At 33.0% G+C, this 24,670-nt stretch carries 23 protein-coding genes; 12 read left to right on the forward strand and 11 right to left on the reverse strand.

Annotation, left to right across the window (positions count from 1 at the left end; translation table 11 throughout):
* Nucleotides 1-18: 18 nt before the first annotated feature.
* From pgsA to murJ, 8 genes are read right to left on the reverse strand one after another with little or no spacing between them, the layout of a single operon-like run.
* Nucleotides 19-564, reverse strand: coding sequence for a CDP-diacylglycerol--glycerol-3-phosphate 3-phosphatidyltransferase (pgsA, locus tag DQN38_RS03865; protein ID WP_065844040.1), 546 nt, complete (start codon nt 562-564; stop codon nt 19-21).
* Nucleotides 561-1,349 carry an enoyl-ACP reductase gene (locus DQN38_RS03870; protein ID WP_002849226.1) on the reverse strand — a complete coding sequence of 263 codons (789 nt, stop codon included), beginning with the start codon at nt 1,347-1,349 and terminating at the stop codon, nt 561-563. Before DQN38_RS03870 ends, pgsA begins: the two co-directional genes overlap by 4 nt.
* Nucleotides 1,349-2,242 (reverse strand): 4-hydroxy-tetrahydrodipicolinate synthase, encoded by an 894-nt coding sequence (gene dapA, locus DQN38_RS03875; RefSeq protein ID WP_065844039.1) that lies wholly within the window; start codon nt 2,240-2,242, stop codon nt 1,349-1,351. Before dapA ends, DQN38_RS03870 begins: the two co-directional genes overlap by 1 nt.
* Nucleotides 2,239-3,486: a M16 family metallopeptidase gene (locus DQN38_RS03880; protein WP_065844038.1), complete on the reverse strand. Its 1,248-nt coding sequence runs from the start codon at nt 3,484-3,486 to the stop codon at nt 2,239-2,241. Before DQN38_RS03880 ends, dapA begins: the two co-directional genes overlap by 4 nt.
* Nucleotides 3,487-4,545 (reverse strand): quinone-dependent dihydroorotate dehydrogenase, encoded by a 1,059-nt coding sequence (locus DQN38_RS03885; protein WP_002849228.1) that lies wholly within the window; start codon nt 4,543-4,545, stop codon nt 3,487-3,489.
* 51 nt (nt 4,546-4,596) lie between these two features.
* On the reverse strand, nt 4,597-6,315 hold the full coding sequence (locus DQN38_RS03890; RefSeq protein WP_111738186.1) for an ABC transporter ATP-binding protein: 1,719 nt from the start codon (nt 6,313-6,315) through the stop codon (nt 4,597-4,599).
* The gene (gene cysS / locus DQN38_RS03895) at nt 6,312-7,691 is read right to left on the reverse strand and encodes a cysteine--tRNA ligase (RefSeq protein WP_111738187.1); all 1,380 of its coding nucleotides are present in this window, start codon (nt 7,689-7,691) and stop codon (nt 6,312-6,314) included. The genes DQN38_RS03890 and cysS overlap by 4 nt, the downstream gene beginning before the upstream one ends.
* Nucleotides 7,675-9,075: a murein biosynthesis integral membrane protein MurJ gene (gene murJ / locus DQN38_RS03900; protein ID WP_065843951.1), complete on the reverse strand. Its 1,401-nt coding sequence runs from the start codon at nt 9,073-9,075 to the stop codon at nt 7,675-7,677. Before murJ ends, cysS begins: the two co-directional genes overlap by 17 nt.
* A gap of 357 nt (nt 9,076-9,432) precedes the next feature.
* Between murJ and DQN38_RS03905 the strand changes: the two genes are divergently transcribed.
* From DQN38_RS03905 to DQN38_RS03950, 10 genes are all read left to right on the forward strand, one after another.
* Nucleotides 9,433-11,223 carry a DEAD/DEAH box helicase gene (locus tag DQN38_RS03905; RefSeq protein WP_065843952.1) on the forward strand — a complete coding sequence of 597 codons (1,791 nt, stop codon included), beginning with the start codon at nt 9,433-9,435 and terminating at the stop codon, nt 11,221-11,223.
* Nucleotides 11,224-11,429: 206 nt separating this feature from the next.
* A complete protein-coding gene (locus DQN38_RS03910; protein ID WP_042960219.1) occupies nt 11,430-11,582 on the forward strand; it encodes an EexN family lipoprotein in 153 nt (50 codons plus the stop codon).
* A 671-nt stretch (nt 11,583-12,253) separates the two neighbouring features.
* Nucleotides 12,254-12,805 (forward strand): molybdopterin-guanine dinucleotide biosynthesis protein B, encoded by a 552-nt coding sequence (locus tag DQN38_RS03915; protein ID WP_081303764.1) that lies wholly within the window; start codon nt 12,254-12,256, stop codon nt 12,803-12,805.
* 1 nt (nt 12,806) lies between these two features.
* On the forward strand, nt 12,807-13,649 hold the full coding sequence (locus tag DQN38_RS03920) for a class 1 fructose-bisphosphatase (protein ID WP_111738188.1): 843 nt from the start codon (nt 12,807-12,809) through the stop codon (nt 13,647-13,649).
* A complete protein-coding gene (locus DQN38_RS09045) occupies nt 13,642-13,971 on the forward strand; it encodes a hypothetical protein (RefSeq protein ID WP_034959638.1) in 330 nt (109 codons plus the stop codon). The genes DQN38_RS03920 and DQN38_RS09045 overlap by 8 nt, the downstream gene beginning before the upstream one ends.
* A gap of 18 nt (nt 13,972-13,989) precedes the next feature.
* On the forward strand, nt 13,990-15,888 hold the full coding sequence (gene metG, locus DQN38_RS03930) for a methionine--tRNA ligase (RefSeq protein WP_065843954.1): 1,899 nt from the start codon (nt 13,990-13,992) through the stop codon (nt 15,886-15,888).
* Entirely contained in the window at nt 15,888-16,868 is a 981-nt protein-coding gene (locus tag DQN38_RS03935) for a hypothetical protein (protein WP_065843955.1), read from the forward strand. Before metG ends, DQN38_RS03935 begins: the two co-directional genes overlap by 1 nt.
* A 15-nt stretch (nt 16,869-16,883) precedes the next feature.
* Nucleotides 16,884-17,525, forward strand: coding sequence for a Crp/Fnr family transcriptional regulator (locus DQN38_RS03940; protein ID WP_065843956.1), 642 nt, complete (start codon nt 16,884-16,886; stop codon nt 17,523-17,525).
* Nucleotides 17,526-17,647: 122 nt separating this feature from the next.
* On the forward strand, nt 17,648-18,205 hold the full coding sequence (locus DQN38_RS03945; RefSeq protein WP_225893279.1) for a cytochrome c3 family protein: 558 nt from the start codon (nt 17,648-17,650) through the stop codon (nt 18,203-18,205).
* Between the two features lie 11 nt (nt 18,206-18,216).
* A complete protein-coding gene (locus DQN38_RS03950) occupies nt 18,217-19,602 on the forward strand; it encodes a multiheme c-type cytochrome (RefSeq protein ID WP_002849252.1) in 1,386 nt (461 codons plus the stop codon).
* Nucleotides 19,603-20,453: 851 nt separating this feature from the next.
* Here DQN38_RS03950 and DQN38_RS03955 read toward each other — a convergent pair.
* Entirely contained in the window at nt 20,454-21,500 is a 1,047-nt protein-coding gene (locus DQN38_RS03955) for a dehypoxanthine futalosine cyclase (RefSeq protein ID WP_011731961.1), read from the reverse strand.
* A 171-nt stretch (nt 21,501-21,671) separates the two neighbouring features.
* On the opposite strand from DQN38_RS03955, the gene DQN38_RS03960 reads away from it, so the two are divergent.
* Together DQN38_RS03960 and DQN38_RS03965 are read left to right on the forward strand one after the other, a co-directional pair.
* The gene (locus tag DQN38_RS03960) at nt 21,672-22,046 is read left to right on the forward strand and encodes a copper resistance protein NlpE (protein ID WP_038453321.1); all 375 of its coding nucleotides are present in this window, start codon (nt 21,672-21,674) and stop codon (nt 22,044-22,046) included.
* Nucleotides 22,046-23,236: an MFS transporter gene (locus tag DQN38_RS03965; RefSeq protein WP_024305222.1), complete on the forward strand. Its 1,191-nt coding sequence runs from the start codon at nt 22,046-22,048 to the stop codon at nt 23,234-23,236. The genes DQN38_RS03960 and DQN38_RS03965 overlap by 1 nt, the downstream gene beginning before the upstream one ends.
* Here the strand turns inward: DQN38_RS03965 and DQN38_RS03970 are convergent.
* On the reverse strand, nt 23,231-24,025 hold the full coding sequence (locus DQN38_RS03970; RefSeq protein ID WP_002849258.1) for a CheR family methyltransferase: 795 nt from the start codon (nt 24,023-24,025) through the stop codon (nt 23,231-23,233). The genes DQN38_RS03965 and DQN38_RS03970 overlap by 6 nt on opposite strands.
* On the reverse strand, nt 24,018-24,584 hold the full coding sequence (locus DQN38_RS03975) for a CheB methylesterase domain-containing protein (protein ID WP_002849259.1): 567 nt from the start codon (nt 24,582-24,584) through the stop codon (nt 24,018-24,020). Before DQN38_RS03975 ends, DQN38_RS03970 begins: the two co-directional genes overlap by 8 nt.
* Nucleotides 24,585-24,670 lie beyond the last annotated feature (86 nt).

Consider the following 24,670-nt stretch of genomic DNA (forward strand, 5'->3'; position numbering starts at 1 on the left):
GGATAAAATATAGTAAAACTATATTCTTTTAATATGCTTTGTATACGCATAGATATATTCATATCCAGAGTATAAAGTAAGAGCCACAGCAACCCACAATAAAATTGCCCCACCCCACCACTGCATAGTTATAAATCCTATAGCTATCATCTGAAATATCGTTTTTATTTTACCTGCTAGAGATGCACTTATATCGATGTTTTCGGTTGCCATTACTACCCGAAATCCTGTTATAAAAAACTCTCTAACAAGTATAAGATATACAGCCCAAGGACTTGCTCTATCTACCATCATAAGGCCTAAAAAAGCAGCTAAAATAAGCATTTTATCTGCTAAAGGATCTAGTATTGCTCCTAATTTTGTTTTTTGATTCCAATTTCTAGCGATATACCCATCAAAAAAATCAGTAATACTTGCTATAACAAAGATAAGAGCACAAAAATAATTTAACCAGCTTATGTACACAAAATTACTTTGAGTTTCTATTTGCAATAGCAAAAAAAATAGTAACGGTGCAAGAATAATTCTAAGTAGTGCTAGAGAATTTGGAAGGTTAAGACTCATTTAAAAGTTGTACCGCCATCTATTATAAAGGTATGCCCTGTCACCCAACTAGCTTTTGAGCTACATAGAAATAGACATGCTCCAGCAAGATCTGTCGGTTGACCCATTCTACCAAGCGGACTTAATGCGGCCGTGGCGTCTCTAACTTCTTCATAATTTGTAAAAGCTCTTAAAGCGTCAGTTTCTATAGGACCGCCGCTTACTACGTTTACGCGGATATTTTTATCTCCAAGTTCTGTCGCTGCGTATCTTGCCATAGCTTCTACCGCTGCTTTTGCGGTTCCATGACCGCTGTAGTGTTCTATATAAACCAAATTTCCAGTTGAGCTAAGGCTTATAACGCTTCCGCTGCCGACTTTTTCCATCCTTTTTGCCGCTTCTTGCGTTCCGCAGACAAAAGCATTAACGGTTGCGGTGAATATATTGTTTATACCGCGAGGTTTTAATTTCATAAATTTAGTATATCCACCAGCTACTGCTCTACCTGAGATTATAGCGTTTGATATGAAAAAATCAACTCTATCGAAATCCTCGTCTATTTGTAAAAATAGCTCTTTATATGTTTCAGGCTCTAATATATTTAACGCATATGCTCTGCTTTTTATATTGAACTCTTTTTCTAGCTCACATGCTTGTTTTTCAGCCATTTCTTTATTTGAATTATACGTAAATGCTATATTTGCTCCGGCTTTTGCAAACTCTAAAACAATAGCTCTACCGATTCCTCTAGTTCCACCGCTTATTACTAATGTTTTGCCTTTAAACTCATCATTATAACAACTCATTAAAATCCTTTTATATCATAACTTTTCATAGTTTCTTCAATCTTTTTAAGATTATCTACACTTGGGTTGCAAAGCGGAAGTCTATATTCTAAAGTGTCTATAAGACCTGCTATGAACATAGCTGCTTTTATTGGTATAGGATTACTTTCGCAAAACATTATTTTATTTATATTATAAAGTCTATCATTTATCTCTTTTGCTTTTAAAAACTCATTATCAAGTGCGTAGTGAGTAAGTGCTGCGGTTTGATCTGGAAGTAAATTTGAAGTAACAGATATAACGCCTTTACCGCCATTGCTTAAAATAGGATAGTTTATCGCATCTTCACCGCTTAAAACATAAAGTTTTGGCTCGTGAGCTAGTAGATCAACACATCTATCTATGCTTCCGCTTGCTTCTTTAACTCCGTAAATATTTTCACAGTCGTTAAATAGCCTAATAACGGTTTCAGGAAGTATATCGCATCCGGTACGACCAGGAACATTATATAGCAGCACAGGTATTTTTACCGAGTTTGCTATATTTTTATAATGAAGATAAAGCCCTTCTTGAGTTGGTTTGTTATAATACGGAGCTACAGAAAGTATACCGTCGGCTCCATGAGCTTCTGCAAACTCAGCCAAATCCACTGCTTCATGAGTAGCGTTGCTTCCTGCTCCGGCTAGAACTTTTACTTTTGTATTTTTACAAGTTTCTACGGCTATTTCTATACAAATTCTATGTTCATCGTGAGTTAAAGTGGCACTTTCCCCAGTAGTTCCTACTGGCACAATAGCGTCAATACCATTTTTGATCTGTCTTTTGATGAGCTTTTCATAGCCTGCTTCATTTAGTTTTCCATTTTTGAATGGAGTTATAAGAGCCGTCATAGCCCCAAAAATGGCTTTTTTCATTTTGTTCCTTTCAAGATTATCGTTGTTGAATTTTTACTTACAAAATATTTTTTTGCTATTTTTTGTACGTCTGAACTAGTTAGAGATTCGGTTTTATTTTGCAAATCATAAAGAGGAGTTATATCTCCTCTTGCTATATAACTTCCGTATAAATTTGCAAGTTTGCTAGCACTATCTAAAGAGTAGATGAAATCTGATTTCAACGAGTTTTTTATTTTTATCAATTCTTCATCTTCTACGAGATCTTGTTTTATCTGTTTTATTAAATTTAATAACTCTTTTTGTACCTGTTTGGCTTTAACATCAGGATTGCAAATTGCTATAAATATAAACAATCCATCATCTACGCAGTCCATAGGATAAGCATAAATTTGATTTACTAAATTTAGCTCATCTATGAGTTTTTTTTGTAAAAGTGAGCTTTTACCGCTGCTTAGATAATCTGAAATAGCAGATAGCCCAACTTGATCTTCATGGTTAAATGGCGGAATTTTATATGCTATGGCTACCATTTCCACGTCACTTTGTTTGCGTAAAACTACCTCTTTTTTACCGTTTTGCTCCGGCTCTTTAAAATAGAAATTAGGTATATTTTTACCGTTTTTTATATGTTCAAAATGTTTTTTTGATATATCGAAAGCCGTTTGCTCATCTATATCTCCAGTTATCATTAAAAATGCATTTTTTGGTTGATAATATGTTTGCCAAAATGCTTTTATATCATCTATGCTCCAGTTTTGTATATCTGTAAAAAATCCTATCGGAGTCCAATGATACGGGTGATAGATAAAGGCATTATTAAATAGTCTAAAATATAAAAATCCGATTGGATCGTTATCTGTCCTCCATCTTCTTTCTTCTAAAACCACATCTCTTTCTGGTAAAAACTCTTCATTTTTTAAATTTAAGTTTTCCATTATGTCTGAGTATAGCTCTAGCGATTTATCTAAGTTTTGATTTGAACATTTTATAAAGTAATGAGTATAGTCAAATCCCGTACTTGCGTTATTTACTCCGCCAAAACCTTTTACTATTTCATCGAATTCTCCGGCTTTTCTATTTTTTGTAGATTTAAAATTTAGATGCTCTAACATATGGGCGATTCCACTTTTTCCCATAGTTTCATTTCGGCTTCCGACTTTATAAAACAGATCTATACTAATAACGTTTGAGCCTAAATTTAAAGGCGTATGATACACTTCAAGACCATTATTTAGTGTTATTTTACTGAATTTTGGTAGCATTTATTTCCTTAAATTAGCGCCGATTGCTTGAGATATATTCTCAAATCCATCATCTGTTAAAAGATTAACTAATTCTTTATTTATATTTTTGCAGATAGATGGACCTTCAAATATAAAACTTGTATAAATTTGAACTAAACTCGCTCCCATTTTTATACGCTCATAAGCTTCTTTTGCATTGTCTATACCTCCGCAGCTTATAAGAATTGTTTTGCCAAAAAGCTCTTTTGCTATGTTCTTAAACATCTCTTTGCTTTTTTGAGTTATTAAAGCTCCGCTTAAGCCGCCAAAGTTTTTTGCATTACTGCTTAATGAATAATCTATACTAGTATTGTTTACAATAATCGCGTCTATGCCCAAATTCGCAGCATTTAAGCATATTTGTATAGCTTTATCCTCTTTTATATCCGGAGATATTTTTAATATAATAGGTTTATTAGTAAGCGGTTTTATTATCTCAAATAGTTCTGTTATAAATTTATCTTCTTGTAAATCTCTTAAATTCGGAGTATTCGGCGAACTTAAATTTAAAACAAAAGCATCGCAAAATCCGCTAAGTTCGCGTACTAAAAGTTCGTAATCTTTTATAGCCTCTTCATTTGGAGTAATCTTGTTTTTTCCTATATTTGCAAATAACGGCACGGCAAACGGATAGAGTTTTTCTACTCGTTTTTTTATCTTATCTACTCCATCATTATTAAATCCCATAGCATTTTGTATACTTTTTTCTTCTATGAGTCTAAAAAGACGCGGTTTTGGGTTTCCTGGTTGCGGTTTTGGAGTTAGCGTACCATACTCTAAATATCCAAATCCAAGAGCCAATAGAGCTCTTAACATAGTTGCATTTTTATCGAATCCACCGGCGAGTCCAACTGGATTTAAGAAATTTAACCCAAATATATTTTGTGACAATTTTGTATCTGTATAACAAAATTTATCTACTAGATAATCTGCCGCAAACGGCAAATTTGCAGCTGTTCTTAAGCCGCATTCGGCTATTTTATGGGCAGTTTCTGGGTCTAGTTTGAAAAACAGTTTTTTAATATCTCTATAATCCATAGCCTTCCTTTAAAATCAACAATTTTAGCCAATGTAACCTTAAAATTACCATTAACTAAGGCTCCCGAGCTTCAATTTCTTATATACTTCACACTCATTTTCTAAAGTTTTATCATCTCCAAATCCTACTATTTTGCCGTTATCTAAAACAGCGATTTTATCGGCATTTTTTACCGTGCTTAATCTATGTGCTATTACAAATATTATTTTATCTTTGCTAAGTGTTTCTATGGCATTTGTTATCTCTTTTTCGCTTTCATTATCTAAAGCGCTCGTAGCTTCATCAAATATTAAAATTTGCGGATTTTTATACAAAGCTCTTGCTATTGCTATTCTTTGTCTTTGACCGCCGCTTAAATTTGCTCCGAATTCATCTAAGATAGTGTAAATTCCGTTGTCTAATTTATCTACAAAGTTATAAGCATTTGCCGTTTTAAGAGCGCAAACTACTTTTTTCTCATCAATTTCACCGCTATAAGCTACATTTGCAGCGACGCTCTCATTGAATATATAAACTCTTTGAGTTACTAAACCTATGTTTTGTCTGAGACTTTTTAAGCTAAACTCGCAAATATCGTTTTCATTTATGAGAATGCTACCGCTGTTTGCATCGTAAAATCGCATTAATAAATTTATAAGTGAAGTTTTACCGCCTCCGCTGCTACCTACAATCGCTATCATTTGACCTTTATTTACTTTTAAACTTATTCCTTTTAGCACTTTTTTATCGTTATAACTAAAGTGTATATCTTGTAATGTTATAGAATTTACCGTTTTAGGAAACTCTAAATTTCCACCTATAATGCTAGCGCTTCTATCAAGAAGCTCAAATGTTCTTTCACTAGCCGCTACTGCATCTTGCATTTTATTATATAGACTTGATATACGTTTTATCGGTGTATAAAGCATAAAAAGCGCAGTTAAAAACGAGAAAAAACTTCCTACTGTTATAGTTCCGTCTATAACTTGTTTGCCGCCGATGATTATGACTACAGCAACTCCTATAGAGCCTAATGTTTCCATCATTGGACTCACCAACTCGTTTACTTTTACGCTTTTTAAATTTAACCTAAAAAACTTCTCGTTATGTTCATCAAATCTTTTTAACTCTTTATTTTCTGCATTATTTGCTTTTACTATTTCGATATTTGAAAAAATTTCACTTAGAACTGAACTTATGTCGCTTGTTTTTTCTTGAGATTTGCGTGATATTTTTTTCATTTTTTTTGCAAGTCTAGATAAGGGATAGATGGCTATAGGAAATATAACAAGAGCAAAAACAGCCAAAGTAGGGCTTTGGTAAATAACTACTACTAGCAGCCCGATGATCGTTATAAACTCTCTTGTAAGCTCAGGTATCATATATGATACTATGCTTCTTATGCGTTCTATGTCGCTTGTGTTTCTGCTTATTAGCTCGCCTGTTCTAAATTTATTAAAAAAGCTCATATCGAGAATTAGCAGATTATCAAGGAGTTTTTGTCTAAATCTTTTTACCATATCTTGGCCGATATATGCTGTAAAGTATGCTTGAAGATATGTTCCAAGGCTCTTTAAAAAATAAATAGCAATAATAGCATAAGGAAGCAGATATAACAGACTTTCGTTTTTTTCTACAAAAATTTTATCTAAAACAGGCTTTACTAAATATGCCGAAACCGCAGTGCCCACGCTTGCCATGATCATTCCTATTATGGCTAACGCAAATTGCGGTATATAGTCTTTAAAATACGGAATGAACCGTTTAAATACATCTTTTACTCCGTTCATACTTTCTCCCACATTGTGCCGTTTGGAGTATCCATTATAGATATATCCATATTTGTTAATTTATCTCTTATCTGATCGGCAAGTATAAAGTTTTTATCTTTTTTTGCCATATTTCTTTGATCTATGAGAACTGAAATTTCTTGTTTTAAACTATCATCTACACCCCATTGAAACCATTTGAACTCATCGATATATAGTATTCCAAGAAGCTCTTTTACAAATTCCAAATTAGAAACCAAAATCTGTTTAAAATCTCTGTTTTTAGGCTCGTTATCTAGTTTTGCGTTTGCGTTATTTACCATTTCATCAAGTATCGCAAGAGCCACCGAGATATTCAAATCATCGCTCATAGCATCTAAAATATCTTTTTTAAATTTAGCATCTGTCTTACTGGCTTTAACTCCTATCAATCTTTTTTTTAGACGGTAAATTTTATCAAGTCTTTTTTTGCTGGATTTTAGATCATCTATATCGTAGTTGAAATTTGCTCTGTAATGACTGCTCATCAGATAAAACCGCAAAGCTTCGCCAGGAACTAGCTCAAGCGCATCTTTTATAAAAAATGAATTTCCGAGGCTTTTGCTCATTTTTTCATTATTTACTTGCACAAAACCGTTATGCATCCAGTATTTAGCGAGATTTTTATTATAAGCGCATCTGCACTGAGCGGCCTCGTTTTCATGATGCGGAAAAAGTAGATCTGCACCTCCGGCGTGGATATCTATTTCAAACTCACAGCTTCCACAAAAATGGTCTTTTATCATCGCTACACATTCGCTGTGCCAGCCCGGTCTTCCACGTCCAAATGGACTATCATACCAATTTTCATCAAATTTCCATAATACAAAATCCTTTTCATCTTTTTTTTCATCTTTTGAGGCTACTCTTGCTATTAAATTTTCGTCTTTTCTACCGCTTAAGCTAAGGTATTTATCGTCTTTACTAGTATCAAAGTAGATGCCGTCATCTATTTTATACGCCCAGCCATTTTCAAATAAAGTTTTTATATAATTTATAATAGAAGTTAAACTTGTAGTAGCTTTTGGCTCTATATCCGCATCTGCGACGTTTAGAGCGTACATATCGGCTTTGTATCTGCTTATATAATGATTTGTTATATCCTCTAAACTTTTACCGGTTTGGCTCATTTTTTTTAGTATTTTATCATCTATATCCGTGAAATTTTTTATAAATTTAACTTTATATCCAAGAGATTTTAAGGTGCGGCGAAGTAGATCAAAGCTTATGCTGCTTTTTGCGTGACCTAAGTGAGCGTCATCATATACCGTAGGCCCGCAGACATATATATTTGCTTCATCTTCTCTAATCGGTTTAAATTCAACCTTTTGTTTTAAAATGCTATCGTAAATAATCATAAATAAATTCCTTAAAATATATGATAAAAAAAGTAAAAACTATACCGCTAAAAATAGTTATAAGAGTTTTTTTACTAAGGATTATATCTAAAAAGTTTTTAAATCCAAAAATGAAAATAACATAAACTAGCAAGAATAATCCAGAAGCAGACCCGGCAAGCGCTAATCCCATTGTGCCAAGCGGTTTAAATAAAATTAAGCTTAATATTACGTTTAAAATAAGCGAATAAATTGAAATTTTTGCGGCTATTTTTTGTTTCATGTTCGCATATAACCAGAGTGAAAATAGTTTATAAAGCCCAAAAGGTATAAGCCCTAACATATACATTTGTAGGACTTTTGCGGCTTCTATCGTATTGTTTGCATTGAACTCGCCTCTTTGAAAAAGTAGCCAGATAATTTCTCTAGCTAAAACTATTCCGCCAATAGTAGAAAATATAAGTAAGAAAAATAGTATATGAAAGCTTTTTGCTAATAAGTCATGAGCATTTTTAGTGCTATTTGCTTTGATCTGTTTTGAAATTTTTGGAAATATCGCAGTTGATAATGCAATTGCAAAAAGCGCAAGAGGAAGCTGAAAAATTCGGTTTGCATAGTAAAGATAACTGATGCTCCCAGCCATTAAGAAGCTAGCTATAAACGTGCTTATAAAATCGCTTAGTTGGTTTGCGCTGCTGCCTACTACTCCTTGAGAAAAATTTGCCCAAAATCCTTTGCTGGAAGCTCTTTTTCCTTTTATGAATTTAAATATTCCAAGATTTAATAATTTTATCAAATTCAGTTTTTTTAAAGCTATAATATGAGTTATCACTTGCAAAATACCTCCCGCCACAACTCCCCAACTGAGATAATATACTATGTCGCTTTGAGGTAAATTATTTGCTAGAAGCAGAGCAGTTATCATCGATAAATTTAGAAGTGCAGTACTAAAAGCTGTAGTGCTAAAGTGGTTTTTATACTGTAAAACAGATGCAAATAACGTAACTATAAATATACAAATCAGATACCAAAAGTTAATTCTTACAAGAGGAACAGCTAAATTTATACTATTTTCATCAAACCCGTAAGCTAAAATTTTTGTTACAAACGGTGCAAAAATCATAACTCCTAGCGTAAGAACAAGCATAGTTGAGCTAAATTTTAAAAGAATCTCTGCTAAAAATAGACCTTTATTAGATACTTTTACGAAATTAGGCAAAAATGCTTGAGTAAAAGCTCCTTCTCCAAAAAGTCGTCTAAATAGATTCGGAAGTTTAAAAGCGACAAAAAATATATCGCTCCAGACACTTGCTCCAAGTGCATTTGCAGTCATTAGATCTCTTATAAGCCCAAGAACACGAGAAACCAAAATTCCAAAGCTATTTGTAAAAAAGTATTTTAGCATAGACTCCGCCAGAAAAATATTGTTATTGTGAATAATAAATGAAAATTTTGCTTATTATATCTTTGGTTTGCTAAATTCGGTATTTAAATTTACTCTAATTTAAAGTCAAATTTATAAAAAATCATAAATTTTTACTTAAATTTAAAAATATTTCGAATATTTTGCTAAAATAAGTCTTGTTTTTAAGTATAATTAAAGCAAAATATACAAAAGAGTTTTTTGACTGACGACAATTCAATAATTCCACACTAGATGATTGCTTTTTGATATTCTCTTTATATTTTAGTTTTATAAGATCAAACTTATTTTTACAAATTTTTAAGGCTTTAGCCTTTAACACAAAAGGAATAAATTTTTATGTTATTTTCAGATTTCGATCTCAGCTCTGCTATATTAGAAGCATTAAAAGAGCTAAATTACGACGCTCCTACGCAGATCCAACAAGTCGCGATACCTGCTATAATGCAAGGAAAAGATATCTTAGCAGGAGCTAGGACAGGCACGGGAAAAACTGCTGCATTTGCGCTACCTATATTAGAAAAATTATCGTCAAAAGAACGCAACAAAAAGCGTCCTCAAACTCGTGTTTTAGTGCTTGTTCCTACAAGAGAACTTGCAAATCAAGTCACGCAAAACATCAAATCTTACGCGAAAAAGTTACCGTTTAAAACTTTGCCAGTATTTGGCGGAGTTAGCTCTTACCCACAAATTCAAGCTTTAAAAAGTGGTATAGATATCGTGGTGGCGACTCCTGGCAGACTTTTGGATCTTGCTTTGCAAAATGCTTTAAGCTTAGAGCATATCGATACGCTAGTATTTGACGAGGCTGATCGTATGTTTGATATGGGATTTATCCACGATATCAAACAAATAGTAAAAATGCTTCCTGAAAAAAGACAAAATTTACTATTTTCCGCGACGTATCCAAGTGAGGTTATGTCGCTTTGTAATTCTATGCTAAAAGATCCTTTGCGTATCCAAATAGAAGAGCAAAACAGCACTGCTTTAAATATCATACAACGCGTGATTTTAGTAGATCGAGATAAAAAAATGGAGCTTTTAAACGAGGTTTTTGGAGTGGAGAGCATAGATCAAGCTTTGGTTTTTACTCGTACCAAAAGAAGTGCGGATAAATGTTCGTCTTATCTACATACTTTAGGCTTTAGCGTAGCTGCTTTGCATGGAGATAAAAGTCAAAGCGTGCGTTCAAAAACACTTGAGAAATTTAAAAACGGTAAAACAAAAATTCTTGTAGCAACGGATATAGCAGCGCGCGGATTAGACATAAAAGAACTTCCGTTTGTTATAAATTTAGAGCTTCCAAATGTGCCTGAGGATTATGTTCATAGGATAGGTAGAACAGGACGCGCCGGAAATGATGGCGTTGCGATATCTTTGGTTTGCGTTGATGAGTTTAAGTTTTTAATCGATATTGAAAAATTGATCGATAAAAAACTAATAAGAGAAAGCTTTAGCGGATTTGAAGCCGATCTAAGAGTAAAACCTCAGCCTATCAGACGTGGACAAAATATGAACAAAAGCTCAGAACGAGATGACAGAAACGGAAATAAAATAGATAAAAAAGAGAGAAAGCCAAGAGAGTTTAATAGCGATAAAAAAGACGAGTCAAAACGCGGTAGAAATAGAGATGATTTTAAGGGTGAATTTAGGGACAGACCAAAAAAAGACGGCGATTTTAAACGTAAATTTAAAAAAGACGAGTCAAAACGCGAATACAGAAGAGATGGTGTCAAGAGTGAATTTTCAAAAGACAAAAAGGAATTTTCTAAAAATAGTCGCGCAAAAGATTCAAATAGTAGTTTTGATGGCGAAGCAAAAAGAGAATTCAAATTTAAAAAAGACGATAAAAAATTTGGCGAGAAAAAGAAATCTTTCGGCGATAAAAAATCTTTTGATGACAAAGACAAAAAATTTAGCGGCGAAAAGAAATTTAGCTCTGATAAAAAGCCTAGAAGTAGTGACAAAAGTTCTGATGAAAAATATTCTGGTAATAAATTTAGCCCGAAAAAGAAATTTGGAAGTGACAAACCAGACAGAGGCGATAAATTTACTAAAGACGCTCCAAAGCCAAGAGCTTCAAGCAGACCACGCAAACCACAATCTGATAAAAAATCCACTACAAAATAGATATTTTATAGCGATTTAACCAAATTTAGCATTATGAAAATAGTGCTAAATTTATCTATATTGAAAAATAAAAATTAATATTAAGGGTATATAAATATTGTATAATTTTTATTTGTAATTAATTTACTAAGATCACTTCTATTTTGTTTATTCTTATATTTTGAAAATAAATATTTCAAAAAATATTAAAACTTTAGGAGAGAAAAATGAGAATTTTAACACCTGTAATTGGTTCTTTATTGTTTGCTGGATTTTTAGTTGGATGTGGTGAAGAGCCAAAGGCTAAAACAGTAGAATACTATAAACAAAATATACCTGAAGCAGAAGCTAGATCTAAGGAATGTAAAGCAGCTAAATAATTAACTCAAATTCAAATAGAAGATTGTAAAAATGCAGGAGCTGCTTTATACGCTGAATCATTTAAAAAAGGTACAGGTGGTGGATACGGCAGAAAATTTGATCCAAAAACACATACAATAACACCTATAGAGTAAAAAAATGAATAATGACTTTTTTCAACAACTTGGTAATTTAAAACCTTAAAATAAAATAGGTATTTATAAAGTGATCGATCAAGAATTATTAGAAAAATTGAGCTAGAAGAAAAAAATAAAGAATATTATTTTCAACTCAATCAAAAAGAAGCGCAAAAGTGCCAACAAAAGACTGAACAACTTAATGCTGAAATTCAACAAAATCTTTTTAAAATATTATTTAGTTTGATCAGTTTAGCTTTTTATATTTCAGTTATAGTTTTTAGTGGTATCTGTTTTATTTTTTACTTTTTATTCAAATTCGTTCCATTTTATATATTATTTGATTTATTTGTAATTGTTATAGTCGGAATTGGAATTTATTTTTTATACTAAAATTATAATAAATAAATTTATCATATTAAAATTTTAAAAACTCCAAAAAATGTTTTATATGCAATTTTATACACTTTTTTATACAATAAACCATTTTTTATGATTATTTAGCTAAAATATATCCCAAAATTTAACAAGGATATCTTATAAAACGTTTAGCTGTGGCAGTTTCTGGCAGAAGCGGAAGCGGTAAAACTACGCTCATCGCAAAGATAGCAAGCAAGCTCATAGAACAGGGCTACAAAGTAGCTATCACAAAGCATGATCCAGGCGATAAGTCTAAATTTGACAAAGAGGGCAAAGATAGTTATCTTTTTAGTTCGCTTGGCGCAGACGTTGCAGTAGTAAGTCCAAAACGCACTACCGTGCTTTTGCAAAGCGGACTTTTTGGGGGAGATGAGCGCGTAGGCTCAGAGGCTCACGACAACAAAACAGAGGAATTCTCGCCTAGCAAAACAGAGTGTGAGAATGACCTAAAGAAGCTTATAAGCTATTTTGGCGAGTTTGATTATCTTATAGTCGAGGGGCTTAAGTTTATCCCATTGCCTCGCATAAGCGTATTTAGGGATGAGGTTGATGATAGATATAAGTCATTTAGTGATGCTTACGCTACAAATTTAGACGGTTTTGGTAATGGGAATAAGCCTAAATTTGGACTTGACGATATAGAAAATATCATAAAATGGATAGATAATAATGCAAAAAGGGTATAAAATGCAAGAAATTATAAAAACTATAGAAAAAATCGCAGTTAAAATAAGCGAAGAGTTAAAATACGCCGACCTTGGCTACACGGATCATGCAAACTCCACAGGCGACACTCAGTTAAAACTTGATGTCAAAAGCGACAACATCATCACACAAGAGTTTATAGGAGTTTCAAGCGTAAGATCACTTGTAAGCGAGGAAAAAGAAGACGCGCTCGATATCCATAAAGACGGCGAGTTTATCATCGCTTATGATCCGCTTGACGGAAGTAGTTTGGTCGATGTAAATTTCGCCGTCGGAAGTATTTTCGGTGTATATAAAAACGAGTTAAAACCCTCAAATTTAGTAGCGGCGATCTACTGCATTTATGGACCTAGACTTGAAATGGTAGTGTGCGAAGATACTCCAAAACTTTACCGTTTAGATAGAGATGGAAGCTTTAAATTTAAAAAAGATCTAAGTCTAAAAGAAAAAGGTAAACTAAACGCGACTGGCGGTACTCAAAAAGGCTGGAGCGGGGCTCATAGAGACTTTATAAAAACTCTATTTGATGAGGGTTATCGCCTTAGATATAGTGGTGCCATGGTTAGTGATTTACATCAAATTCTACTTAAAGGCGGCGGACTTTTTAGTTATCCGGCTACAACTGACGCGCCAAACGGAAAGCTTAGAGTTACTTTTGAAGTTTTGCCTTTTGCTTTCATATATGAAAGAGCCGGCGGCGCTACTACAAATGGAGAAAACAAGTCTCTTTTTGAGATAAACTTAGAAAAAATTCACCAAACAACGCCTTGCTTTTTCGGCTCAAAATATGAAATAAACAGACTTTTAGAGTTTTACAATGACTGAGTTAAAAGAGTTTAAAGATATAGATGAAAGTATCTATGAAAATAAAAAATTAGACGTCGAAGATTGCCGAAATAAAAGCGTTAGAGATGTCGATAAAAGTTGCTCAAATTGCTCTAACGTATTTCGCTGCGATAAGATAAAAGAGTTTGTAGCGCTTCAGTTCGAGATAACAACATCAAAACTCAAACAGTGCCAGCAGAGTAATTCTTTAAACAGTTGTATGAGCTGCGAGCTATTTTTTAAATGTGAAAATAGAAAAAATTATGTCAACGCCACCTATGAAAAGATGAACGAGGGCAGAGGTGGCGAGTTTGACTTTTAAATTTAAAAAAGGAAATAGATGAAAAAATTTATAACAACACCGATTTATTATGTAAATGACGTGCCTCATATAGGTCACGCGTACACAACTATTATAGCCGATACCATGGCTAGGTATTACCGTCTAGTAGGATATGATACGTTTTTTTTAACAGGAACCGATGAGCATGGTCAAAAGATAGAAGAGGCTGCTAAAGCACACTGTAAAACACCTAAAGAGTACGCCGATGAAGTAAGCGCTAAGTTTAGATCTCTTTGGGATGAGTTTGAGATTAGTTATGATCATTTTATAAGAACTACCGATGACTACCATAAATTTACCGCGCAAAATGTATTTTTAAAAATGTATGAAAAAGGTGATATATATAAAGGCGAATATGAAGGAAATTACTGCGTTAGTTGTGAGACGTTTTTTCCGCAAAATCAGCTGATAGATGATGAGTTTTGTCCGGATTGTGGTAAAAAAACAAGAATCGTCAAAGAAGAGAGTTATTTTTTCAAACTCTCGGACTATCAAGATAAGTTATTAAAATGGTATGAGAAGGGCAATTGTATACTTCCAAAAGGCAAGAAAAATGAGGTTATAAGCTTTGTAAAAGGCGGTTTAAAAGATCTATCTATCACTAGAACCAGTTTTGAATGGGGAGTGAAGCTTCCTAGTAGTTTAAATGAGCCGCGTCATGTTATGTACGTGTGGCTAGACGCGCTTATAAACTATCTTTCGGCGCTTGGCTATACTACCGATAACAAAAAAATGGATTATTGGAACGATACGATGCATTTAGTTGGAAAAGATATCTTAAGATTTCATGCCGTTTATTGGCCTGCGTTTTTGATGAGTTTAGAACTTCCTCTTCCTACTAGCGTGGCAGCTCACGGTTGGTGGACAAGAGATGGTAAGAAAATGAGTAAAAGTATAGGAAATGTAGTAGATCCAAGAGCCGTGGCAAATGCTTACGGACTTGAGGCTTTTAGGTATTTTTTGCTTCGCGAAGTACCGTTTGGTCAAGACGGTGATTTTTCGCAAAAAGCTCTTATTGATCGTATAAATAGCGAACTTAGTAATGATTTAGGAAATTTACTGAGCCGTATAGTAGGAATGAGCTCTAAATACTCAAATTATGAGATAAATAGCCAAAACGTAACTAAGCTTTATTTAAATGAGTTAGAATCTGCTAAAACTCATCTTGATCAAGCTATAGAAGCTATAAACGAAGTAGCTACAAATCGTTATTTGGAGGAGCTTTGGAAAGTTTTAAGTCTAGCAAACGCAAGTGTAGCAAAGTATGAACCTTGGAATTTGATAAAAGAGGGTAAAACAGACGAAGCAAACGCTTTAGTCGCTTTAGTAGCAAATTTACTTGCAAAAGTAGCTGTTTTATTAAGTCCGGCTATGCCAAAAAGTAGTGATAAAATAGCTAAAACTTTGGGCTTTGAGATAAATACTAAGACTTATAACGATATTATTTTGAAAAATGAGCTTTTAAATTTAAAATCAAGCAGCACGGAACCTCTTTTTACTAAAGTAGAATCCGAGCTTATGGCTGTTCCTGATATGAGCAGTGCAATCAAAGAAGAGAATGTTTCAAAAGACAGTGAGATAAAAATAGACGACTTTAAAAAATGTGTGATAAAAGTAGGAACTATCTTAGAGTGTAATAATATCGATGGTAGCGATAAACTTTTAAAATTTAAAATCGATCTTGGCGAAGCTAATCCGCGTCAGATCATAAGCGGTATCGCTAAATTTTACGATCCAAAAGATCTGATAGGAAAACAAGTTTGCGTTTTGGCAAATTTAAAACCAGCTAAGATATTTAAACATTTAAGCGAAGGCATGATACTTAGCGCAGAAGATGGTAAATTAGTACTTCTTAGCACTTTGGCGCCTGTAAAAAACGGAAGTTTAGTCGGATAATGCGTATAGAAAATCTAACTCGTCTTGTTGATGGAGAGCTGCAAAATAACCCAAAAATAAGTATGGTGAGTGGATTTTGCTTAGAAGTCGATGATGTAAAAAATGGTTTTGCTTTTATAGCTTTGAATGCCACTAGAGATGATGCTATTTTGGCTATACAAAACGGAGCTTACGCTCTTATAACCGATTTAAACTTAGAAATATATGATGATGAGATAGCTATAATAAAGGTTGATAATTTAGCTTCTAGCGTGCTTCGTTTAGCTCGTTTTATAGCTACACAAAAAGAGCTTAAATTTTTTCATTTAAATGTTGCTCAAAACGCTATATTTAGCTGCTTGAGCTTGCCTAAAAAAATAAGCTTGATAAGTTCTAACCTAAATGAGATTTTAACAAAAATAATAAATGCCGCACATAATGACATATTTTTAAGCAAAGACGAGATTTTACTAAATAGAATTTTTGAAAAAACAGCTATAAAAGATAGTCAAAATTTCTCTTTGATACATTCTCACTCTATTTTTTATACTAGCATAATGTTTCTTGATACATACTATGAAAATTTGAATTTTCCGTCTATTTTTGCTAGTGATTTGGCTAAAGTTATGCAGTTTTTTTATGATTATAATCTAAATTTCAATATAAAAGATTTTTGTGAGTTTAACCATTTTAGAGCCATTTTTGTAGATAGATTTTTAAATATCAAGCCATTTGGAGCTAGTTATAGAGCGTTTATATGCGAAAATAATGAAGAGCTTTTTATAACAGAAGCTAAGTTTTTAAAGTCTAAATTTGAAAATACGTTTATATGTACCCCTATCAATCATCGTCTTAGAGATATGGCAGATTTTTGTTTTGAGAGTTTAAATGATTTAAAAATGATGAGCGATTTTAAATACGCACTTGTATTTTCTGATTTTCATGAGCTTGAAAGTAGTCTAAATGAGACCAAAACCGAGCGTACTCTTTTTGATTTTTGATGAAGGATAAATGATATGTTGATAAAAGAAATTCCATTTTTTAGCGGTTTGAATGATGAGGATTTAAAAAGACTTGAAAATATATCTGTGATAAAAAGTTATAAAAAAGATGAATTTTTGTTTATGGAAGGAGATGAACCACAATGGTTTAATGTGCTTGTAAAAGGTACTATTAAAATTTATAAAAGCACTCCAAAAGGAAAAGAGATATTTTTACATACGCTTCGTCCTATATCCTTAGTTGCCGAGCTTGTAAATTTTGAAAATATCTCATATCCGGCAAGCGGAGTATTTTTAAACAACGCCGAGGTTCTACGTATAAATTATAATAAATTTAAAACAGATTTCTTATCGAATCCGTCTATTTGCTTTGAACTTTTAAAATCTCTTTCGCAAAAACTTAGGATTATGAATGGTGTATTGCAAAATGAACTAACTTTGAAAAGCGATGCTAAGGTAGCGAAATTTATAGTAGAAAATCCTGATCTATTTTCCACTATCAAACATACTCAGATAGCGTCTATACTAAATATAGCTCCAGAAACTTTATCTAGAACTATAAGCCAGTTTAAGCAACAAGGCATTATAAAATTAGATGATAATCTAAATTTAACCTTTAAAGATAATGAAAAGCTTATAAGCTTATTTAATATTTAGTGTTACTAATTTACATAAATTTATAAAAACCCCAAAAAACTTGACGAAAGTCGTTGTATATATATTAAAAATATGTTAGAATAACATTCTAAATCGTAGAAAAGCAATTTTCTAGGGAGGGAGTGGAGTTGAGAAAGACAAAGCTTTTTACTATAGCTATCTTTATTATAGGTGGCTTAGTTGGTCTTGTATTTGCTCTTGGTATAGCACAGTTTATGTATGTGACTGGTGGAGATAAGTTTTGCACGTCCTGTCATGTTATGGAACCTATGGTTAGTTCGTATAAGAACGATATTCATGGAGGAAATAACAAAGTTGGATTTAAAGCAGAGTGTGTTACTTGTCACTTACCGCATGACAATATAGTCAAATATACGTATCAAAAGGCTGTTAATGGTATGGTTGAAGGTGCCATTACACTCTTTGGAAGTCCTGAAAAATTTGATTGGGAAGCAAGAAGAAAAGAGTCTAAAAGATATGTGTATGACAGTGGCTGTATGCACTGTCATGGTGATATAAAAAATGTTTCTTCACAAAATATGAAGTCATTTTTACCGCACCGTGATTATTTTGCCAAAAATATAAATAAAACCTGTGTCGAATGTCACGAGCATGTCGGACACAAAAATCTTGGTTTTCACCTTAAAGCTAAATTTGGTGATTTCAATATTACAAAGTAAGGAGATGAGAAATGCTTAAAAAATTTATTTTAGCATTAACCTGTATCGCCGCTATCGGTTTTGCTGATAGCGTTGGAAATATCAATCTTACAAAGACAATGAAGGTTGATAGAAATTTAAGCCCATTGGCTGTTAAATGTATCGAGTGTCATAAAGACAAAACTCCAGGTATCGTAAATGACTGGAAAAGTTCTCGCCATGCTCACGCTGCTGTAAGTTGCGTGGATTGTCACGCGGTTCCTGCCGATAGTCCTATGGCTATCAAAAAAGAGCACCCAAAAGATAGTGGTAATCACGTAAGTATTTTGGTCAGCCCAAAAACTTGTGCTAAATGTCACGCTAAAGAAGTTGAACAATTCCAACAAAGCGGTCACGCAAGAGGCGGAGTTCAAATGTTTGCTAAAAAAGGTATGGTTGAACTTATGTATCACTATGAAGCTAATGGTAAACCATATGAAAATGATGCACCATTTTACGCAGGAAATGAGAATCTAAAAGATGCTCCTGCTTCTACTGGTTGTATACAATGCCACGGTATGGAAATTAAACTTGATAAAGAGGGTTATCCGCTTCCTGGAAAAGGCTGGCCAAACTATGGTATCGGTAATGCTTATCCTGATGGTAGCGTAGGTAGTTGTAAATCTTGCCACTCTAGCCATAAATTTGATATGACTGAAGCTAGAAAACCATCTGCTTGTGCATCTTGCCACCTTGGACCTGATCATCCAAACATTGAGATTTACAACAACTCAATGCACGGAAAGATCTTCAATGCTGAGGGTAATACATGGAAATGGGATAGTGCCCCAGATACTTGGGATGTTCCGGACTATAGAGCTCCGACTTGTGCTACTTGTCACATGAGTGGAATAGGTGATCTAAACACTACTCACAATGTTAGCGTACGTCTAAAATGGAATCTATGGGCTCCACATAGCAACCTAAGAACAGGCGGATATGACACAGCTGCTGAAACTTATGCTAAAGAAGGTAAAATAAGTATAGGAACACCACTAGCTGGAAATATAAATGGACCAGAAGCTGCTAGAACCGAGATGAAACAAGTATGTAAATCTTGCCACTCTTCAAAAGCAACTGATTCATTCTTTGTAAGTGCTGATAACCATGTTGAACTTTACAATACTTATCACACAGAAGCTAAAAAAATGCTTGATGACTTGAAAGCTAAAGGTCTTCTCAAAAAAGACGAATGGTCTGATGAGTTCCAAATAACTTACTACTATTTATGGCATCATCAAGGTCGTCGTATGAGAATGGGTGCTGTGATGGGCGCTCCTGACTATGCTCACTGGCATGGAGTATTTGAAGTACAACAAGACATTAAGAAACTTCGTACTATCTATGACGCTCGTATCAAAAGCGGAAAAATAGAATAGTTCTTTGTTCTAAAAAGCCCTGCATTATGTGGGGCTTTTTAAATTTACTCTATCAAAAACACACTTTTTTTATTATTTTATATTTTATCTATATTTTTTATAACTATAAAATTTAAGTTATTGTTTTTATACGGTGGCTGAGTTCGTGTCTAAAACTATACCCCCATTTTCTGCTTTTAAATTTAATATTCCTGATATCTTGATGGTAATATATCTACTTCAATCTTTTTACTTCATTTAGCATTAATATTATAAAAATCTATAAAATACTAGCTCTTTCATTATCAGTAGATACTTGTTGTAATAACTCGTTTGGTTTCTCTTTTTCGATATCTCCTAAAGATAGCATTTTGGAGTTTTAAAAGATACTTCCACCATACGTATAGCCGTCTATATTATAATCTGCAGTTACTCTTAGCCTCGTTTAACTTCTCTTTATTTTTATAAATCTCTCTTTTATATCTAATTAACATTTATTTGTTCTAATATTCGTATATTTATCTAAAAAAAGTATTTTCAACCGTTCTAAGATTTTATAGTAAGCTTCGTTGTTATTTAGTAGTTTTAGATTCTGATTGTTTTTAAGTGAACCGTTTTTGTACTAGATTTCTAATTTATCTTTAATGGCGGTATATTAAATCCATCTAGAATTAATTTCTCATTATTCTTAAATACATTTTTAAGTATCATTGCTCTTTAATAGGTCAATCTTTTCACTAGTTAATACATCACCTTTCAACCATCCACCGAGTATAAATTAGTATGTCGTATAGTTCATATGAAATTTTGTTTTTGAGTTAAGATATTTTAAATTCAAAAATATAATATTTATGAGAAATAATATTTAGAGCTTAAAAGCGCTCTAAAATATCATAGTTAGTGTTTCTTTTAGCAGGAAATTCGCCTATATCTTTGATAAGTTCTATCATCTCATTTTGACTCATTCTAAAGCTTGCTCCGGCGGCTTTTACTACGTTTTCTTCCATCATAGTACTTCCTAGATCGTTTGCTCCGAATTTAAGTGCTAATTGTCCTATATAGCTGCCTTGCGTTACCCAACTGCTTTGTATGTTTTTGAAATTATCTAAAAATAGTCTTGAAACTGCTAGAAGTCTTAAGTAACGATTCGGAGATTGTTTTTTTATAGTAGGATATTCCGATTTTAGTTTCGTATTTTCAGACTGAAAACTCCATAATATAAAGGCTCTAAATCCGCCTGTTTGATCTTGTAGACTTCGTATTTTATCCCAATGTTCTACTATTTCCTCATCTGTTTCAACCGTGCCAAACATCATAGTGGCGGTAGTTTTCATACCTATATCGTGAGCTTGCTTATGGATATCTAGCCATGTTTGAGTACTGCACTTTTTAGGGGCTATTATATCTCTTACTCTATCACTTAGTATCTCCGCTCCGGCTCCTGGTATGCTATAGAGTCCTTTTGCTTGTAGTCTTTTTAACACTTCTAAAGTAGAAATTTTGGAAATTTTTGCTATATAGTCTATCTCAACTGCAGAAAATCCGTGTATATCTATATCCGGATATTTTTTTGCTATGTGCTCTACTAAGTTTTCGTACCATTCGATCTTTAGTTTTGGATGAACGCCTCCTTGAAATAGTATCTGAGTGCCGCCTATGGCGATTAGTTCTTCTATCTTTTGATCTATCTCATCAAAGCTAAGTATATATGCTTCATCTTCATTTACGTGGCGATAAAACGCACAAAATTTACAATCTACCCAGCATGTATTTGTATAATTTATATTTCTATCGACTATAAAAGTTGTGATTTTGTCTGGATGCAGTTTTAGTTTTTTGTCAAATGCTAGTTTTCCAAGTTCGTTTAGATCTGCGTTTTTTATCAAATTTAGAGCTTCTTTTTTGTTTATTCTGTTCAAAATTTATCCTTTTTTTGGGCTAAATTTTATCATAATTTGCAAAAAGATGGCTTAAAAATATCGATTATTTTAATATCTAACATTATAAAATATAATTAAATTTTATATATATACGTGAGCAAATTTATAAAATATTGGATATAATTGCGTTTCAAAAAATAAGGAGTTAAAATGAAAAATATGATTTTGTCCATAGTGGCATTTACTATTTTTGTTGGTTGCGGATCGGCAAATCAGCCTACTAACGACCGAAAAACATTTGAAACTACACTCCCTTGCGCTGATTGTAGTGAGATAAAGTCCATTTTGCAGCTAGATAGCAACGGAAGTTTTATCTTGTCTGATACCTATGTAAAAGATATAAACCAAACTTTTACTCAAAGCGGTTTATATAAGACTGACGGTGAGATTATAATAATTACTAGCGATGATAACGAGACATTTTACTTTAAAAAAGACGGTTTAAATTTAAATAGACTAGATGCTGATAAAAATTTAATAGAAGGTGAGTTTAAAGATTATTATACCTATAAACTCCAAAAATGATAAAATATCTCGCACTCCTAAGATACAATTCAAATCTTAGGATTTTAACTTCTATACAATTTATTTGTTACTTTGGAATGTGGTTTTCACATACCGGAATTTTTACTCTTTTAATAGAGCTTAACGCTCCTGTGTGGGCCGTAACGCTTGCTGCGGCGATGGCGTTTATACCAAATGTTTTTTTAGCTCCGATAAACGGCATAATAATAGATAAATTTAGTGCAAAACCTATGATGATATTTCTTATGTTTGTAGAAACAGTGACTGTTTTGATGCTAGTTTTTATAGATGATCTTAGTTTGCTTCCGCTTTTGTTTATTCTTATATTTGTTAGAATGGGAACCGGAGTGACTTATTTTCAAACAGAGATGAGCTTGCTTCCTAGCTTGATGACCAAAAAAAATCTCAAACTAGCAAATGAGATACACTCTATCATCTGGGCCGCATCATATACTGCAGGTATGGGCATAGCCGGAGTTTTTATACATTATTTCGGCATTAAAGAGGCATTTTTATTTGATTTTGGCTTGTATATTTTGGGGATGTTTTTACTCACAAAGCTTAGAATTCCAGATATCGTAAAAACAAGAACGCAAAAAGCATTTGAGATGATGAAAGACGGTCTAAAATATATAAAAAATAGTCCTATTATAATGCATCTTATACTACTTCACTCTTTTGTAGGCATAACTGCGTATGATAATCTGATAGCTCTTATGGCAAATTACAAATACAAAGAGATAATGAGCGTATCTTTGATAATCGGTTTTATGAATATGACTAGAGCTATATCGCTTGTGGTAGGACCTATCGCACTTAGTAAATTTACAAACACAAAGACGCTTATTTGGCTTTTTGTCGGTGAGTTTTTGGGTATATCTTTATGGGCAATTTTGCAGTTTGATTATTACTTAGGGCTTATAGGATTGGTGGCGGCAGGATTTTGTACATCTACTCTTTGGTCATTTACATTTACAATGCTTCAAAACAACTGCGACAAAAAGTATTACGGGCGCGTTATAGCTTATAAAGATATGGTGTATTTTATAGTATCTGCTAGCGTATCGTTACTCATAGGAGTAGCCTATGAACTCGGCATGGGGCTTGCTATGATAACATTTATAATGGGATTTATGTTTTTTATAGGCGCGTTTTATTATAAATTTGTCTATGAGAAGTATTTTTTATAACTTCTCATAGTAGCTTGAGCCGATATCTACTATTTTCGTATAAAGATCTGTGTATGGAACTAGATCGGCGTGACCTACGTATAATCTTCCAAAAGGTTTTAGGATCTTATGAAATCTTTCGATAGTCATCAGCCTATACTCTTCATCGAAATATATCATCATATTTCTTGATAAGATTATATCAAACATTCCTAATTTAAATAAGCTTTCATCAAATATATTTGCTACTTTAAACTCCATTTGAGGCATTAGCTCTTTTTTGATTTGGTACATATCATCAACTTTGTTGAAATACATATTTTTTTGATTTGAGCTTACGTTTTGTATAGATCTTTGGTTGTATATACCGTCTTTGCACCTTTGGATAACTTCTGAGTTTATATCTATACCTACTATTTTTAGTCTTTGTCTATCTATACCGATAGTTTTTGCGATCATTCCTAAAGAATATACCTCTTCGCCGCTACTGCAAGGAGCACATAAAATCTTTACGTTGTCGCTCAAAGCCATAGTATTTGCATAGTATATAACAGAGTTTAGTTGATTTAACTCTCTGTAAAAATATGTTTCGTTTATGGTTATTAAATTTAAAAGCTCTTGTCTGAGTTTTGATTCAAAAGAAACTTTTTTTAATAAAGCATCCATATCCGGTATATTTTTATTTGTGGCAAAGTTGGATATTTTGGTTTTGATGATATCTTTTTTGTTGGTTAGATCGTTGCCGCATAGTTTTTTAATAAGACTAATTAACGCTTGTAGTCCATTTTCATCATATACAAATTCACTCATTAATAAATCTCTCTAATTTAATTTTTATATCGTGTAAGTTTGCAGTTTCTAATTTTGTATTTAACTCTTTTGCGCGTTTTGGCATACCGTATACTATGGCCGATTCTTCGTTTTCGGCTATGCATTTTGCTCCGGCTTTGTATAATTTATCAAGCCCTGCAGCGCCATCATCTCCTATACCGGTTAATAATATTGCCATCACGCTTACGTATTTACAGACAGGAACTGCTGAGTTAAACAGCATATTGACATTTGGATTAAAAGTAGTTACAATTTTGCTTTCATCAATGTTTGCACTTAATGTTTGTGAGTTTAGTATTACGCTATTTTTCTCACAAATATACACTTTGTTTTCAAGGTGCATTTTTTTATCTAGCAGTTCTACATCCGGATTTATATCTTGATTAAACTGTGTAACAAAACTATGGATGAACATAGAACTCATATGCTGAGCTATCACTACTGATGTATTTTTAGGAAGGTTTAGGTCAAAAAGTAGCTTTTTAAGATGACCTGGACCGCCTGTGGATGCTCCTATAAGGATAAGTTTTGGTTTCAAATTTGAAAACTCCTAGCTAAAATTTAATTTTATACTAATAATTTAAAAAAGTATAATTATGTTATTTTAAAATGTGTAGTATAATA

It is taken from the genome of Campylobacter fetus subsp. fetus (assembly GCF_900475935.1).
Classification (GTDB): Bacteria; Campylobacterota; Campylobacteria; order Campylobacterales; family Campylobacteraceae; genus Campylobacter; species Campylobacter fetus.

What these genes read in the sequence shown, in the direction of transcription:
- DQN38_RS09045 (WP_034959638.1), top strand. Translation starts at nt 13,642, where the DNA reads ATGACTGAGTTAAAAGAGTTTAAAGATATAGATGAAAGTATCTATGAA.
- DQN38_RS03890 (WP_111738186.1), bottom strand. Translation starts at nt 6,315, where the DNA reads ATGAACGGAGTAAAAGATGTATTTAAACGGTTCATTCCGTATTTTAAA.
- murJ (WP_065843951.1), bottom strand. Translation starts at nt 9,075, where the DNA reads ATGCTAAAATACTTTTTTACAAATAGCTTTGGAATTTTGGTTTCTCGT.
- DQN38_RS03940 (WP_065843956.1), top strand. Translation starts at nt 16,884, where the DNA reads ATGTTGATAAAAGAAATTCCATTTTTTAGCGGTTTGAATGATGAGGAT.
- DQN38_RS03885 (WP_002849228.1), bottom strand. Translation starts at nt 4,545, where the DNA reads ATGGATTATAGAGATATTAAAAAACTGTTTTTCAAACTAGACCCAGAA.
- DQN38_RS03960 (WP_038453321.1), top strand. Translation starts at nt 21,672, where the DNA reads ATGAAAAATATGATTTTGTCCATAGTGGCATTTACTATTTTTGTTGGT.
- dapA (WP_065844039.1), bottom strand. Translation starts at nt 2,242, where the DNA reads ATGAAAAAAGCCATTTTTGGGGCTATGACGGCTCTTATAACTCCATTC.
- metG (WP_065843954.1), top strand. Translation starts at nt 13,990, where the DNA reads ATGAAAAAATTTATAACAACACCGATTTATTATGTAAATGACGTGCCT.
- DQN38_RS03905 (WP_065843952.1), top strand. Translation starts at nt 9,433, where the DNA reads ATGTTATTTTCAGATTTCGATCTCAGCTCTGCTATATTAGAAGCATTA.
- DQN38_RS03970 (WP_002849258.1), bottom strand. Translation starts at nt 24,025, where the DNA reads ATGAGTGAATTTGTATATGATGAAAATGGACTACAAGCGTTAATTAGT.
- DQN38_RS03950 (WP_002849252.1), top strand. Translation starts at nt 18,217, where the DNA reads ATGCTTAAAAAATTTATTTTAGCATTAACCTGTATCGCCGCTATCGGT.
- pgsA (WP_065844040.1), bottom strand. Translation starts at nt 564, where the DNA reads ATGAGTCTTAACCTTCCAAATTCTCTAGCACTACTTAGAATTATTCTT.
- DQN38_RS03935 (WP_065843955.1), top strand. Translation starts at nt 15,888, where the DNA reads ATGCGTATAGAAAATCTAACTCGTCTTGTTGATGGAGAGCTGCAAAAT.
- cysS (WP_111738187.1), bottom strand. Translation starts at nt 7,691, where the DNA reads ATGATTATTTACGATAGCATTTTAAAACAAAAGGTTGAATTTAAACCG.
- DQN38_RS03870 (WP_002849226.1), bottom strand. Translation starts at nt 1,349, where the DNA reads ATGAGTTGTTATAATGATGAGTTTAAAGGCAAAACATTAGTAATAAGC.
- DQN38_RS03880 (WP_065844038.1), bottom strand. Translation starts at nt 3,486, where the DNA reads ATGCTACCAAAATTCAGTAAAATAACACTAAATAATGGTCTTGAAGTG.
- DQN38_RS03920 (WP_111738188.1), top strand. Translation starts at nt 12,807, where the DNA reads ATGCAAGAAATTATAAAAACTATAGAAAAAATCGCAGTTAAAATAAGC.
- DQN38_RS03910 (WP_042960219.1), top strand. Translation starts at nt 11,430, where the DNA reads ATGAGAATTTTAACACCTGTAATTGGTTCTTTATTGTTTGCTGGATTT.